Genomic DNA, 13,529 nt, shown 5'->3' with positions numbered 1-13,529 from the left:
TGTAGGTAATTTTGATAGTCCTACGGTGGTAGAGTATAGCGCAGATGATATAACCCTTTTTGTTTCTGACAGACTTTTAGAGTATAGCGGGGCCATTGAACCAAATGACGATAACGAGGGAACAGGATGGACAAAGCCGCTGGCCACAGTAACCATTACAGCAAGTAGCGGTGATAGCTGGCGTGATAACTTTGGAGGTCAGTGGTACGGTCAAAATGAAGTTGTACAAGGAAAATGGGGCAGCTATGGTATTTTTGCTACTGCAGGTTTAATAGGTAGTTCTATAAGAATAATGCTTATTCTTGCACAATTAATACCTGACGAGAAATAAAAATCAATTAAGTACAATTGAAGCTAGCAATTTAATTTGAAAACACTATTCAATTTGGATGGTGTTTTTTATGTGTCTCATTTTAGGAGGGGAGTCCCTTATAAACAATTCTTATAAGGCAAAAAAACAACCATCACAAATCATAAGTAACAGATGGTTGTCTTTCTAGTTAGGAATTATTAGAAGATAGAATCATATCTTGTTCAAGTGTTACTTATTAACATTAAACCAGCCTTTACTTCTAAACCACAGAATCATACCTACTGTCATTAATACCATGATCCCTAAAACAATATAATATCCATAGTGCCAGTGAAGCTCAGGCATATTATCAAAGTTCATCCCGTACAAACCTACTATAAAGGTAAGAGGAATGAAAATAGATGAGATAATAGTTAGGGTCATCATAATGGAGTTCATCCGGTTGGCATTAATGGAAAGATAATTGTCTCTCATATCCGATGTCATGTCTCGATTGGCTTCCACCATATTTGTCAACTTTAATAAATGATCGTAGATATCATTGAAGTAAGCTTTTTGATCTGCAGGTATATTTAAACGTTCAGAATTAATAATTCGATATAATAAATCCCGCATGGGAAGAATCGTTTTTCTCAACTTTAATAAATCACTTCGAATATCAAACACATCATCCATTAGTAAGGCAATTGATTTTTTTGCGTCTCTACTTTCAATTTCGTTTAGCTGGTCTTCAATTTCGTACACAATCGGAAAGTAATCATCTACTAATTGATCTAAAACAGCGTAAGTGAGATACGATATCCCTTTATTAAAGTCGCTCGGGTGTTGGAGAAGACGTTCCCAAACAGTTTCGACACCTGACAAAGGTTTGAAATGAAACGTCACTAAGTAATTTTCCCCCACAAATAAGTCTAATTCTTCAATATCCAAAGTTTTATTGTTTAAATAATGAAGAACTAAAAAGCTGTATCCTTCATAATAATCAAGCTTGGGTCGTTGCAAAAAATGAAAACAATCTTCAATAGCTAAAGGGTGAAAATGAAAAAACGCCTCTAATATTTTTCCTTCCTCTTCAGATGGAGAAGAAAAATCTACCCAGAACCATTTAATTGAAGGATCAGATAAGTGATCAAGGGGTACGTCTTGTCGGACATTTAAATCTTGTGTAACAGCTAATGTTCTAATCATGTTACTGCTCCTCCAAATTCTCAAAGATCCTATACTGTATATTATTTTACATAAAATAAACGATTAAACCCACTGCTAACAAAATCAAAAATTTTCTTTGGTATCTTTTTCTTTTCTCTTCTTTGGTATCTTTATTTCTTCCAAAATATCTATCTGCAAAAATAACGCAACAAAGGAAGAGGAAACTTAGGATGATGTCTAGTATTAAAAAATGAAAGAAATTATTTATGTCCCCCAAAGATATATCACCTCTTCTTATTGTTGACTCTTAACTGTAATGCCGCTAGCTAAGCCTTTTTTTATAATAATTTTTATCTATAGGTTTAACGATTAAGAGAGTAGAAAGAAATTAAGAAAAGATTAGTAATTTATTGTTTTCTTTCTCCTAATGATTATAATTAAAACATGAAAAACAACTTATTATACAACAAAGTCTCATACATTTCCTAATTTATTGAAAGATGAGAAGGTAATAAACTCGCAAATTCGCAGTTTTACATGAGTCAATGTGATGAGGTGAAGACTGAAAAATGGAATGTCAATGTCAATATACTAGAAGACAGTGTAATAGGAGAAATTTATGAAGTACGCACAAATTTTTACTGAAAATCGAATTCGAAACACAACTTTAATTGTATTACTTATTTGTATGAGTATAGCTTGGGTACTAGATAGCTATTATTGGTACAATGTGGCCATTTTTGTTGTTTCAATATCTTTTATCCTACATGGTGTAAATGATTACATCGTAGGAAAGAACAAAACGCGGGGAACTGTTATTATATTATTGAGTTTTCTTTTTACTTTATATAATTTACTAAGAGTCTTTTTTAAATAAAAATAAGATTCTTATACTTGCAAGGAACGAGGAATTTCTATGTTTAAGAAAATTGTAAAATGTTATGACTACAAATTTATTGCAGCTTTGGTAGTTTTAGGCCTCATCGGCTTAGTTATGGTTTATAGTGCTAGTATGGTAACAGCGGTTAGTCGCTATGGTGTAGCAGGTGATTATTTTTATCAAAAACAAAAACTTGCTCTTATAGCAGGATTTATCTTTTTTTGTGTTGCTGCATTTATTCCTTATAAAATTTATCGCGAGAAAAAAGTGTTAAAAATCTTATTAGGCATTGTTATTACGCTGCTTATTTTGGTCTTAGCTTTTGGACATACAGCAGGTAATGCGCAAAGTTGGTTTAAACTTGGTCCTATAGCAATTCAACCATTAGAATTTACGAAGCTAACCATCATTGTGTATTTGTCAGCAGTTTTTGCGAATAAACAAGAATATATCAACGATTTAAAGCGCTCTATTATTCCGCCTGTTCTCGTAGTGTTTTTTATTTGTTTTTTAATTGCTTTACAGCCAGATTATGGTGGTATCCTGCTTATTTTAGGGACAGTTTTAGCTATTGTTTTATGTTCAGGTATTTCTACTAAAACAATGCTGAAGATTGCTTTACTAGGAGTAGTAGGAATCTTCATTATGTTAGTGGTTTTATTAGTAACCGGACATATTGATACAGTATTTTCACCTGTTCGTTTAGCTCGTTTTACGGGTTATCTCCACCCTTTTGAGAACCAACAAGGGGATGGGTATCAACTGGTGAATTCTTACTTAGCTATCGGTAGTGGTGGTCTTACGGGAATGGGATTAGGGCAAAGTGTTCAAAAAGCAGGCTATCTACCTGAATCCCACACAGATTTCATTATGGCGATTATCGCTGAAGAACTAGGTTTTTGGGGTGTACTCCTTGTATTAGGATTATTATTTTTTATTATATTGCAAGGGTTAAAAATATCAAGAAGGTGTAATGATCCTTTTGGAGCGTTATTAGCAATTGGTATTTCAGTCATGATTGGTATTCAAGCATTTGTTAATCTCGGGGCGGTAACAGGAATTCTTCCTATTACAGGTGTAACGTTACCTTTTGTAAGTTTTGGAGGTTCTTCTCTTACGTTACTTATGGCAGCTGTAGGGATATTGGCGAATATATCCATGTTTAACACGTACGAAAAGAAATACAAAAATAACAAAGTAAATGAATCAGGAAAATTGAAAAGCGTTTAAGAATTTTATCGGCACTATAACAAAAGGCTCTGACAAAACAGAGCCTTTTATTTATGTAAGCTATAATGATTTAATATAAAATATTGCTAAGTTAATTTAATTATATAGTAGTTCTTTTTTACATCCCTTATATTCTGACATACCATTTATATTTTAAAGCAAGAGTTATTTTCTTTTAAGGATTTTTAAAGAGATATATATTATCCATATTAAAGCTGCTATAATGAGTTGTTTTTCTATACAAAGAATAACTGTCCATAACACTACTAAAATCAAAATTGATATAGAAAAATTTCTTATTAGTAACACCTCCATTTCCTTCGTTATTCTACTACAATTTATTCTCAACAATACAAAATTATTTTAGCTAAGAGTCTTTTTGCACAAAAAAAAGACGCCGAATGGGGCGTCTGTATCCAACCGTATAATTTGGAAAAGGGGAAAAATGCTAACTCAAGGAGTTAACATAATCTTCATTTGAATTTTACCCGTTTAACAAAGAAGTAAAACATCTATAGCGATGAAAAGAAGTAAGTTACTGAAACCTTTCTTATCACTGGTCTTCTGGATCTATTTCGAGGCTTTCAACTTCGTCATTCTTTTTTACTTCTAATCGTACAATTTTATTTTTACTATCTCCAGACACATTATCGTTATCTAACTCAAAATCTTTGGCTTTTTTATAAGTCTTTTTACCACTAGAAACTTCTATGGTTAGGTCTTTGTCTGTTTCACTAATTGACTTACCAATTACGCTATAATCTCCATCGGATTCTTTTTCATAGATACCGTCTGAATCGGCTTTTGCTAGAGCTGTTAATTCTAAGTTTTCAGCACTTTGATTTTTGGCATTAACTTCTACTTTTACTTGTTTTCCATCGATAGTCTTAGGAGTATCTTTTTCCTTCTTAAAGGAATTACTCTTAGGTACCTTTACCTTTTTATCATCAATGACAAGTATTAACTCATCGTTTGTTTCTTTGTCCAAAGTACCTACTAAATCAAAGTCCTCATCCTGTTTACTATCAGGATCTTTGGAATACTGTTGTAAATTTGATTTACTTTCAGAGGAGCTGCTTTCATTTTGAGATGTATTTTGAGATGAATTATCTTGACTGGAACATCCCGTCAGAGATCCTGCCGTTAAAGCTCCAGCTAATGAAATAGATAGCGTTAACATTTTTTTATTCATATGGTTTATTCCTCCTTTTTTGTTTATAATTAATATTGCCTTTCTTCTATGGAAGTAAACAAACATGTAGTTTATTAAATGCCTGTGTAAAGAGAATACGTGGGTTTTTATAATTCCAAGCCTTATATGTGCTAATGACTACAAGAGAAGAGGGCAAAAAGAGATGCCCCATTTTTGCCCCACATAATTTAATTTATAATGATATATTTTGAAAATTAGAACCTAATAAAAGTTAATTAAACCGCTCTACAATAGCTTAATGACAAATTATGAAACCCACTTATTTTTTTAAGAAAAAGATGGGGTTTTTTTACGGAATTAAATGTTAGAATATTTAAAAAGGAGGAATGGCATGCACGTAGATCAAAAAAGTGTAAGCAGCCAAACTAATAAGATTACCTATACACATATTAAAACAGGAGGGCCTCGCATTTGCTTTATGTTTTCAGGTCTGGGCTATACGTACGAAAAGCCGCTATTGTATTATGTAACGATGCTGATGCTAAAACACGGAATTGACGTTGTTCATATTCACTATACATATCCAAAAGAGCTCATGACAAAGTCTACAGATGAGATTGCAGATGTTATGATGAAAGACATTGATCTCGTGCTGCAAGACGTTTTATCTCATAATGACTATAAAAATATCATATTTGCAGGAAAATCGCTGGGCACCATTCCGCTGATTCAGCGAGTTATGAAAGATGAAGTCTACAAAGATGCAGTGATGCTTTTACTGACGCCGCTTTTAACCAGACCGGAACTGTTTAAAAGTTTACTAGAAAGCACTCATAAAGGTCTTATTGCAATAGGAACTCGTGATCACTATTATACTGAAGAAGTGGATCAATTAAAAACAAACACATTGAATATTCAAGTGATTAAAAATGCCGATCATTCATTGGACGTTTTGTATACTCCTGCGAAATCGTTAAAGGCACTTGAAACGGTTTTGAATGGCATAGAACAGCTTCTGTGAAATAGGAAATAAGGAAAGGAGTACAAAATGGATACGCTACGTGAAATTATTTGCGAAAAAAGAGCCTACAGCTATTCACCTCATACTCATGATCATAACTACAGTCAGCTTTTGTTTCCGCTAGCAGGTGCTCTTGATATTCAAGCGAGTGAGCAGCACTTAACGCTGCAAGAAGGATGCTTTTACATTCCGCCTCGTCAGCTTCATACGTATCAAGCTAAAAATACAAATGAATGTCTGGTCGTTGATATTCCATTGAAATTTACAGAAAGTGCGCATCTTTCTCAACAAGCAGCGTTTATTCAATGGAATTCAACGTGGAAAGCAATTCGCTACCTTTTACTTGATGGGCTTCAAAAAAGCACTGACAGAGGGGCGCTTGAAGATTTAGTCCGTTACGTTCAGCATTATTTGCCAAAGAAACAAACGTTTAAATCCATTGATTATCTTCATGCTAACTTTAATCAAGAGCTAAACATAGAAAGTCTTGCCAAGATGGAAAATTACCATCCTGCCTATTTTTCTGCTTGGTTTAAACAAAAAACGGGCTATTCGCCTCAAAGCTATGTAGCGCGTATACGTTTAAATAAAGCAAAAGAATTGTTAAAAGAGAGCAGCTATTCGATAACGTATATTGCGCATGAAGTCGGCTATCACAGCTTGTCTTCATTCACTAAATGGTTTGCAAAACAAGAAGGAGTCTCACCGACGCAATATCGAAGTATCTTAAAAACAGACAAATAAGATCATAAAAGCGGAAAAACTTTTTTCTTTCTTTTAGCTATGATAAAAGAAAGGAGATGAAACGATGAATACTTCATTATCAAAAATACTTATTTTATGTGCCGCAGTTTTGTGGGGAACAACAGGAACCGCCCAAGCTTTAGCATCTGCTGAAGCACATTCCGTGGCGATTGGAGCCGTGCGTTTAGCTGTGGGGGGGCTGTCGCTTCTTGCAGCTTGTCTTATTCAAAAAAAGAATGTGGACGTAAGACGTCTTCCTATTTTGCCTCTTGCGGTTGCTGCAGCAAGTATGGCCGCTTATCAGCCGCTGTTTTTTTCAGCCGTTATCAAAACGGGTGTTGCAGTAGGAACAATGGTGGCAATTGGCAGTGCGCCGCTTTTGTCAGGAGTGTTAGATTACATAGTGTACCGCAAGAAACCTACAAAAAAATGGCTGCTTGCTACGTTTACGGGTATTATAGGGTGCTGCAGCTTGTTGTTAAAAAAAGATAGTCAAATCGACGTGATAGGTTTGGGTATGGCGATAGGAGCAGGGGCATCTTTTGCTTGCTATACAACTGTTAATAAAAAAATTGTTCAGCATGTTGATCCGCAAGTAGGCGCTTCTCTTGTGTTCACAGCCGCAGCTGTTTTACTGATACCATGCTGGTTTATGTACGATATGAGCTGGCTAGTTTCTTTAAATGGAATAGGCATAGCTCTTCACTTAGGAATACTTACGACGGCTCTTGCTTATGTATTATTTTCTACAGCGCTCAAGTCGGTGCATGCGTCTACCGCCGTGACGTTATCGTTAGCAGAGCCCGTTACCGCTTTTTTACTCGGCGTCTTTTTCTTAGGAGAATCTCTAACTTTGGTGAACATATGCGGAGCAGCACTAGTGTTTGCTAGCTTAGCGTTTTTAACCTATTCTCCGAAATCATCGCTAAATCAAGAGGTGCGTATATAAAAAAATCCCCTTTCTCTAGAGAAAGGGGATTTCTTATTAAGCGTACATGCTAGCTACTTGTTTTTGCAGGTTGCTGTCTTCTAAATACTCATCGTACGTCATTTGCTTGTCAACTACTCCGTTTGGCGTAATTTCAATTACACGATTCGCAATCGTTTCAACGAACTGATGGTCATGAGATGTGAAAATCATTGAACCTTTGTAGCTGATAAGTCCATTGTTTAGTGCTGTGATTGATTCTAAGTCAAGGTGATTCGTAGGATCGTCTAGTAAAAGAACGTTTGAACCGCTTAGCATCATTTTAGAAAGCATACAGCGAACTTTTTCTCCTCCGGAAAGAACGTTGGCTTTTTTCAACACTTCTTCACCAGAGAATAGCATTCTGCCTAAGAAACCGCGTAAGAAGCTTTCGCTTTGGTCATTAGGTGAATACTGACGCAGCCAGTCTACTAAATTTAAATCTCCGTTTTCAAAGTACTCGGAGTTGTCTTTTGGGAAAAAGGCTTGAGACGTTGTCACACCCCATTTGTACGTACCGCTGTCTGCTTCCATTTCACCCATTAAAATCTTCATTAATGTTGAATTTGCAAGTTCGTTGCGGCCCACAAGAGCGATTTTGTCATCTTTATTCATAATAAAGCTTACGTTATCAAGCACTTTTACGCCGTCAATTGTTTTTGTTAGACCTTCAACGCGAAGTACGTCATTTCCAATCTCACGTTCCGGTGTGAAATTCACGTACGGATAGCGACGAGAAGAAGGGCGGATGTCATCTAATGAAATTTTATCAAGCAATTTTTTACGAGACGTTGCTTGTTTTGATTTCGATGCATTTGCGCTAAAGCGAGCGATAAAGGCTTGAAGCTCTTTAATTTTTTCTTCTTTTTTCTTGTTCGCATCTGACGCCATTTTTTGTGCTAATTGACTTGATTCATACCAGAAGTCATAGTTACCAACGTAGACTTGGATTTTACTGAAGTCAAGGTCAGCAATGTGCGTACATACTTTGTTTAAGAAGTGGCGGTCATGCGATACAACGATGACTGTGTTTTCAAAGTTAATTAAGAACTCTTCTAGCCATTGAATAGCTTGAATATCCAAGTTATTCGTAGGCTCATCTAAAAGTAATACATCAGGTTTTCCGAATAAAGCTTGTGCAAGAAGCACTTTTACTTTTTCACTACCTGTTAGTTCAGCCATTTTTTTTGCGTGAAGATCTTCAGAAATACCTAATCCTTTTAAAAGAATAGCTGCTTCTGATTCTGCTTCCCAACCGTTTAATTCAGCAAATTCACCTTCAAGCTCAGCTGCTTTCATTCCGTCTTCATCTGTGAAGTCTGCTTTCATATAAATAGCATCTTTTTCTTGCATTACTTCATAAAGGCGAGCGTGCCCCATAATAACGGTTTTCATAACTTCTTGATCTTCATATTCGAAGTGGTTCTGTTTTAAGACAGCAAGGCGTTCGCCAGGGCCCATATGTACATCACCAGTTTGAGATTCAATTTCACCAGATAAAATTTTTAAAAACGTTGATTTTCCAGCACCGTTTGCGCCGATTAATCCATAACAGTTACCAGGCGTGAATTTAATATTCACATCTTCAAATAACTTTCGGTCGCCAAATCGTAAACTTACATTACTAACTGTAATCATGTATGAGCAGTCCTCCAAATTCAATATCTATAAAATTATACCATTCTTTTTATATAAGAGCGATATGAATACAATATTTCAAACATAAAGTGTAACCGACACTTTAAGCACTCGTCAACCATTTAAGGGATTTTTTGAGCGGTGAAACTTGATTATTCTAGCATTCACCAAAACTTTGAACAGCAAACCAGCATGTTTAATCCTTCAGTAATCAGCTGTTTTTCATTTTTAAGATGGATGTTGTATTCCTTTGTATAAGAAACAAAAAGAAGAATAATACTACCTGGTAAATAAAAGAATTTATATGAAGTAAACACTGATATTTTGCGGTTGCTTATTTCTAAAATTTGTTTGTTAAAGACATAAATAGGGTGATTATCATGTGGAAATTAATTGTTTCCTATCTTCCAGAAGGGCCAGTTTTTATACAAGCAGTTCTGGTTTTTTTCATCCCGTATATAATCTACAAATTAGTAAGCGGGGTTCGTAATTCAGAGGAAGAGTGATGAAAGTGAAAAAATGGAGATCAACGATAAAAAAAATAGGAAGCCATGCGAATGAAAAGGAAAACAAACAGGAATTTACACTTCAAAATTCATCTAATCCTATTACGGATCATTTAGCTTTAACTCTAAAAGCAGTTAAAAATGAAATTGGTCATAACTCCGACGTTCATTTTCGGGAGTTTATTATAGGACGCACAGGCATTCAGGCAGCTATTATTTTTGTAGAGGGGCTATCAGATAAAGATCTTATTGAAAAACATATTTTGTCATCATTGATGGCTGATTTTTCAAAAGAATACCAACAGGATCAGCTTTACGTAAAGGAAAGCCTTTCAAAACATTTTATTAAAAGCCAAGTATTATCAATTAGTGATGTAGAAGAGGTTCATTCTATTAAAGAAGTAACATCAAAAGTCTTAACAGGATCTACGGCGCTTTTAATTGACGGGTTATCATCTGCTTTAATTCTTGGTACAAGCAAAGTAAAAACAAGAACGATTGAAGAGCCCGTATCAGAAGCATTAGTGAGAGGGCCAAGAGTAGGCTTCACTGAATCTTTAAGTGATAATACTTCTTTATTAAGAGGAAGCGGAGACATTGAAAATTTGTCGCTGGTGAAATTTCAAGTAGGAAAGCGTTCCAAAAAAGACTTAGTTGTTGCTTACATAAAGGAGATTGTTGATCCAGAACTAGTTGAAGAAGTAGAAAAACGAATTAAAAAAATTGATCTTGATAATGTACCTGAGTCAGGATATGTGGAACAACTCATTGAAGATAATTACCTTAGCCTATTTCCTCAGGTGCAGAATACGGAGCGTCCGGATCGTGTAATTGCTGCTTTGATGGAAGGGAGAGTAGCCATTTTATTAGACGGGACGCCTTTTGCTTTGATTGCCCCCGTTACGTTTAGCATGATGCTACAGTCGCCGGAAGATTATTATGAAAGGTGGATTCCCGGTACATTCATTCGTTTTCTTCGTTATATCGCAGTAGTTCTTTCTCTTTTTACACCAGCCTTGTATATTGCTTTTATTTCGTTTCACCCAGGGATGATTCCGACTAAATTGGCTATTTCCATTATAGGAACAAAGTCTGGAGTGCCATTTCCAGCCCTTATAGAAGCCTTATTCATGGAAATAGCTATCGAAATCTTGAGAGAAGCTGGACTCAGGTTACCAAAACCAATTGGTCCAGCAATGGGAATTGTCGGTGGATTAATTATTGGAGAAGCTGCTGTGCAGGCAGGAATTGTTAGCCCTATTTTAGTGATTATTGTGGCGTTAACTGCCATTTCATCGTTTGCTATTCCGCAATATAGCGTCGGGATTTCATTGCGTATTCTTCGCTTCATAGCTATGCTATGTGCTGCCGTACTTGGATTATACGGCGTCGTTTTATTTTTCCTTTTTATGACCAGTCATTTGGTAAAACTAAAAAGTTTTGGCGTATCTTACATGAGTCCAGCGGTACCCTATCGTTTAAGTGAATGGAAAGACTTGATGGTCCGTATGCCTCTTATGATGATGAAAAGACGTCCAAAGATGATGCACACCAAAGATTCTCTACGAAAAGGATAGCAGCTTATGATAAAAGGAAGTGAATCAGAGGTAATGATAAATTCAAACGATCGTATTACGACGCCACAAACAGCTATTATTGTCATCAATTTTATACTTGGAACTGGTATTCTGACGTTGCCTCGAACAGCTGCGGAACAAGTGAAAACACCAGATGTGTGGTTAACTGTTATTCTAGGAGGAATAGTCACGATGATAGCAGCGATAATCATGGTGAAGTTAAGCCGAAAATTTCCTGGAAAGACGTTTTATCAATACAGTAAAGAAATTACAGGGAAATGGTTGAGTAAGTTAATTAGCTTACTTATGATAGGTTATTTTTTACTGCTTGGTGGTTTTCACGCCCGTTCATTGGCAGAAGTAACCGGATATCTCTTGCTGGAAGGAACGCCGACGTGGGCTATTATTATGCCATTTATGTGGATAAGCCTCTATTTAATTAGAGGGGGCATTAATCCGATTGCTCGACTGTTTGAAATTATATTCCCTATTACCGTTATTCTTTTTTTACTGGTAGCTTTCATGAGTATGAAAATATTTGAAATAGATAATCTGCGCCCCGTACTTGGATCAGGAGTCCTTCCTGTACTAAAAGGGGTAAAAACAACTGCTCTTGCATTCACGGGTCCTGAAATTATGTTAATCATTTTAGCTTTTATGAAAGAACCTCACAAAGCAGGAAAAGCTGTACTAGTTGGAATTACTATTCCTATATTTATTTATGTGATTACTGTTGTAATGGTGATCGGAGCGTTATCGATTGATGGAGTAGTAATAAGAACATGGCCAACGCTTGATTTAATAAGGAGTTTTGAGCTGACAGGCTTGATTTTTGAACGATTTGATTCCTTGCTGCTAGTTGTATGGATCATGCAGATGTTTGCTTCTTTTACTATTAACCATTACGCCGCTTCATTAGGACTGTCTCAGCTTTTCCAAAAAAACATTCATCCATTTATGTATGGTTTGCTTCCGGTTATATATCTTATTTCCATGATTCCCAAAAATATTAATGATGTATTCAAATTGGGAGATATGATTGGCAATATCGCCTTAGTTCTATTTGGCTTTTTGCCGCTGCTTCTTCTCATTATTTCAAAAGTAAAGGGAGTAAAATATGAAACAAACCTTTAACCATTTCCAGTTCCTATTGGTTTTGTTTTCTGTTTTTTTGCTCTTTCCTCTGGCAGGCTGCTGGAGTAGTCATGAAATTGAAGAGCAAAGTTTTGGAGTGGGTGTAGCCTATGATAAAGGTAAGGAGTCCATAGCTGAAAAAGAATTTGATGAACAAGGAGAAGGGTATACTAAAAAGAACCTGATTACGTCAACTTATCAACTTATCACTCCTCAAGTCGCAAGTTCAACCACTAAACAAGGAGGACCCCAGCAGAAATCTTATGTAAATATCTCGGAAACAGGAGATTCTCCTTTTCAAATGCTTCGTGAATTATCTTTAAGAAGTGACACTCCTTTAACTAGTCCTCATATGAAAGTAATGGTTATCAGTGAGGCCCTTGCACGAGCGTATAGTTTAGAGCAATTAGTGAACCAAACTCTTCGGGACAATGATTTTAGACCTAGTTGCCTTGTGTTTATTAGCAAAGGAAGAGCTAGCGACACGTTAGAATCAAAAACAGCAGGAGAGATCCCGGCTTTTCACCTGTATGGAATGATAGACAATACGTATCGAACAACGCGAATTTTACCGCCCATGCCGCTTATTAAATTAGCAAGCAAGATTCAAACTGGGTCTAGTTTTCTGCTGCAAAATGTATTATCAGCAAATGGAGAAATCAAATTTGCAGGTGCTGGTATAATTAAAGGGAAAACAAGCAAAATGATTGGTTTTTTGAATGAAGAAGAACTAGATGGTTTGGCTTGGATCACAGGCAAAGGAAAAGGCGGCCTAGTAAAAAGCTTTGATAAAAAGACCGGTCAGCTGATTGTATATGAAATAGAGTCTATGAAAAGTCACATTCAACCTCATGTTAAAGGAAATAATATCTCTTTTGATGTACACATTGAATCAGTGGGAAGGCTATCTGAAAGTTGGATGACCTCAGGGAGCTCTTTTAACAATCAATTTTTACAGAACGCGCAAAAAACTTCAGAAAAAAAAGTAAAGAACCTGGTAAAAAACGTACTAGAAAAAATGCAAACAAAATATAAAGTTGATGTTGCAGGTTTCGGAAATCAATTGAGAATTAAGAGGCCCGGAGTATGGATGAGGGTTAAAGACAATTGGGATCAAACATTTAGTGAAGTGCCAATTAACTATGATGTGAAGTTAACGATTAAAGATTATGGAGCATCCGGGTCAAAAAAGTAAGCACCCGACTGTAACATTGCTG

Annotated in this window: 12 protein-coding genes; 9 read left to right on the top strand and 3 right to left on the bottom strand. The window is 35.8% G+C overall.

Going from position 1 to position 13,529, the window contains the following annotated elements; translation table 11 throughout:
* Positions 1–25 precede the first annotated feature (25 nt).
* Entirely contained in the window at positions 26–331 is a 306-nt protein-coding gene (locus AC2YJL_RS13250) for a hypothetical protein (protein WP_195694100.1), read from the top strand.
* A 210-nt stretch (positions 332–541) separates the two neighbouring features.
* Here AC2YJL_RS13250 and corA read toward each other — a convergent pair whose 3' ends face one another.
* Positions 542–1,501, bottom strand: a complete 960-nt coding sequence (gene corA / locus AC2YJL_RS13245) for a magnesium/cobalt transporter CorA (protein WP_251568037.1) — start codon at positions 1,499–1,501, stop codon at positions 542–544.
* 580 nt (positions 1,502–2,081) lie between these two features.
* Here corA and AC2YJL_RS13240 point away from each other — a divergent pair.
* Positions 2,082–2,339: a hypothetical protein gene (locus AC2YJL_RS13240; RefSeq protein WP_144634083.1), complete on the top strand. Its 258-nt coding sequence runs from the start codon at positions 2,082–2,084 to the stop codon at positions 2,337–2,339.
* A gap of 39 nt (positions 2,340–2,378) precedes the next feature.
* Positions 2,379–3,572 carry a putative lipid II flippase FtsW gene (gene ftsW, locus AC2YJL_RS13235; RefSeq protein ID WP_251568038.1) on the top strand — a complete coding sequence of 398 codons (1,194 nt, stop codon included), beginning with the start codon at positions 2,379–2,381 and terminating at the stop codon, positions 3,570–3,572.
* Positions 3,573–4,125: 553 nt separating this feature from the next.
* On the opposite strand, the gene AC2YJL_RS13230 is transcribed toward ftsW, so the two are convergent.
* Positions 4,126–4,764 carry a hypothetical protein gene (locus tag AC2YJL_RS13230; RefSeq protein ID WP_251568039.1) on the bottom strand — a complete coding sequence of 213 codons (639 nt, stop codon included), beginning with the start codon at positions 4,762–4,764 and terminating at the stop codon, positions 4,126–4,128.
* A 352-nt stretch (positions 4,765–5,116) separates the two neighbouring features.
* On the opposite strand from AC2YJL_RS13230, the gene AC2YJL_RS13225 reads away from it, so the two are divergent.
* From AC2YJL_RS13225 to AC2YJL_RS13215, 3 genes are all read left to right on the top strand, one after another.
* A complete protein-coding gene (locus tag AC2YJL_RS13225; RefSeq protein WP_487374778.1) occupies positions 5,117–5,746 on the top strand; it encodes an alpha/beta family hydrolase in 630 nt (209 codons plus the stop codon).
* 27 nt (positions 5,747–5,773) lie between these two features.
* Complete coding sequence (locus AC2YJL_RS13220) at positions 5,774–6,490, top strand: helix-turn-helix transcriptional regulator (protein ID WP_195694094.1); 717 nt, start codon at positions 5,774–5,776, stop codon at positions 6,488–6,490.
* A 64-nt stretch (positions 6,491–6,554) separates the two neighbouring features.
* Positions 6,555–7,439, top strand: a complete 885-nt coding sequence (locus AC2YJL_RS13215) for a DMT family transporter (protein WP_230932558.1) — start codon at positions 6,555–6,557, stop codon at positions 7,437–7,439.
* A gap of 36 nt (positions 7,440–7,475) precedes the next feature.
* Here the strand turns inward: AC2YJL_RS13215 and AC2YJL_RS13210 are convergent, their stop codons facing one another.
* Entirely contained in the window at positions 7,476–9,095 is a 1,620-nt protein-coding gene (locus AC2YJL_RS13210) for an ABC-F family ATP-binding cassette domain-containing protein (protein ID WP_050688769.1), read from the bottom strand.
* A 505-nt stretch (positions 9,096–9,600) separates the two neighbouring features.
* On the opposite strand from AC2YJL_RS13210, the gene AC2YJL_RS13205 reads away from it, so the two are divergent.
* The 3 genes from AC2YJL_RS13205 to AC2YJL_RS13195 are packed head-to-tail and all read left to right on the top strand — an operon-like array spanning position 9,601 to position 13,507.
* Positions 9,601–11,178: a spore germination protein gene (locus tag AC2YJL_RS13205; RefSeq protein WP_251568040.1), complete on the top strand. Its 1,578-nt coding sequence runs from the start codon at positions 9,601–9,603 to the stop codon at positions 11,176–11,178.
* A 6-nt stretch (positions 11,179–11,184) separates the two neighbouring features.
* Positions 11,185–12,312, top strand: coding sequence for a spore germination protein (locus AC2YJL_RS13200; RefSeq protein ID WP_251568041.1), 1,128 nt, complete (start codon positions 11,185–11,187; stop codon positions 12,310–12,312).
* Complete coding sequence (locus tag AC2YJL_RS13195) at positions 12,296–13,507, top strand: Ger(x)C family spore germination protein (protein WP_195694086.1); 1,212 nt, start codon at positions 12,296–12,298, stop codon at positions 13,505–13,507. Before AC2YJL_RS13200 ends, AC2YJL_RS13195 begins: the two co-directional genes overlap by 17 nt.
* Positions 13,508–13,529: the final 22 nt, after the last annotated feature.

This window comes from Priestia sp. SRI_019 (genome assembly GCF_057586255.1).
The sequence above is the reverse complement of the archived record's forward strand: the minus strand, read 5'-3'. Positions and strand labels throughout refer to the sequence as shown.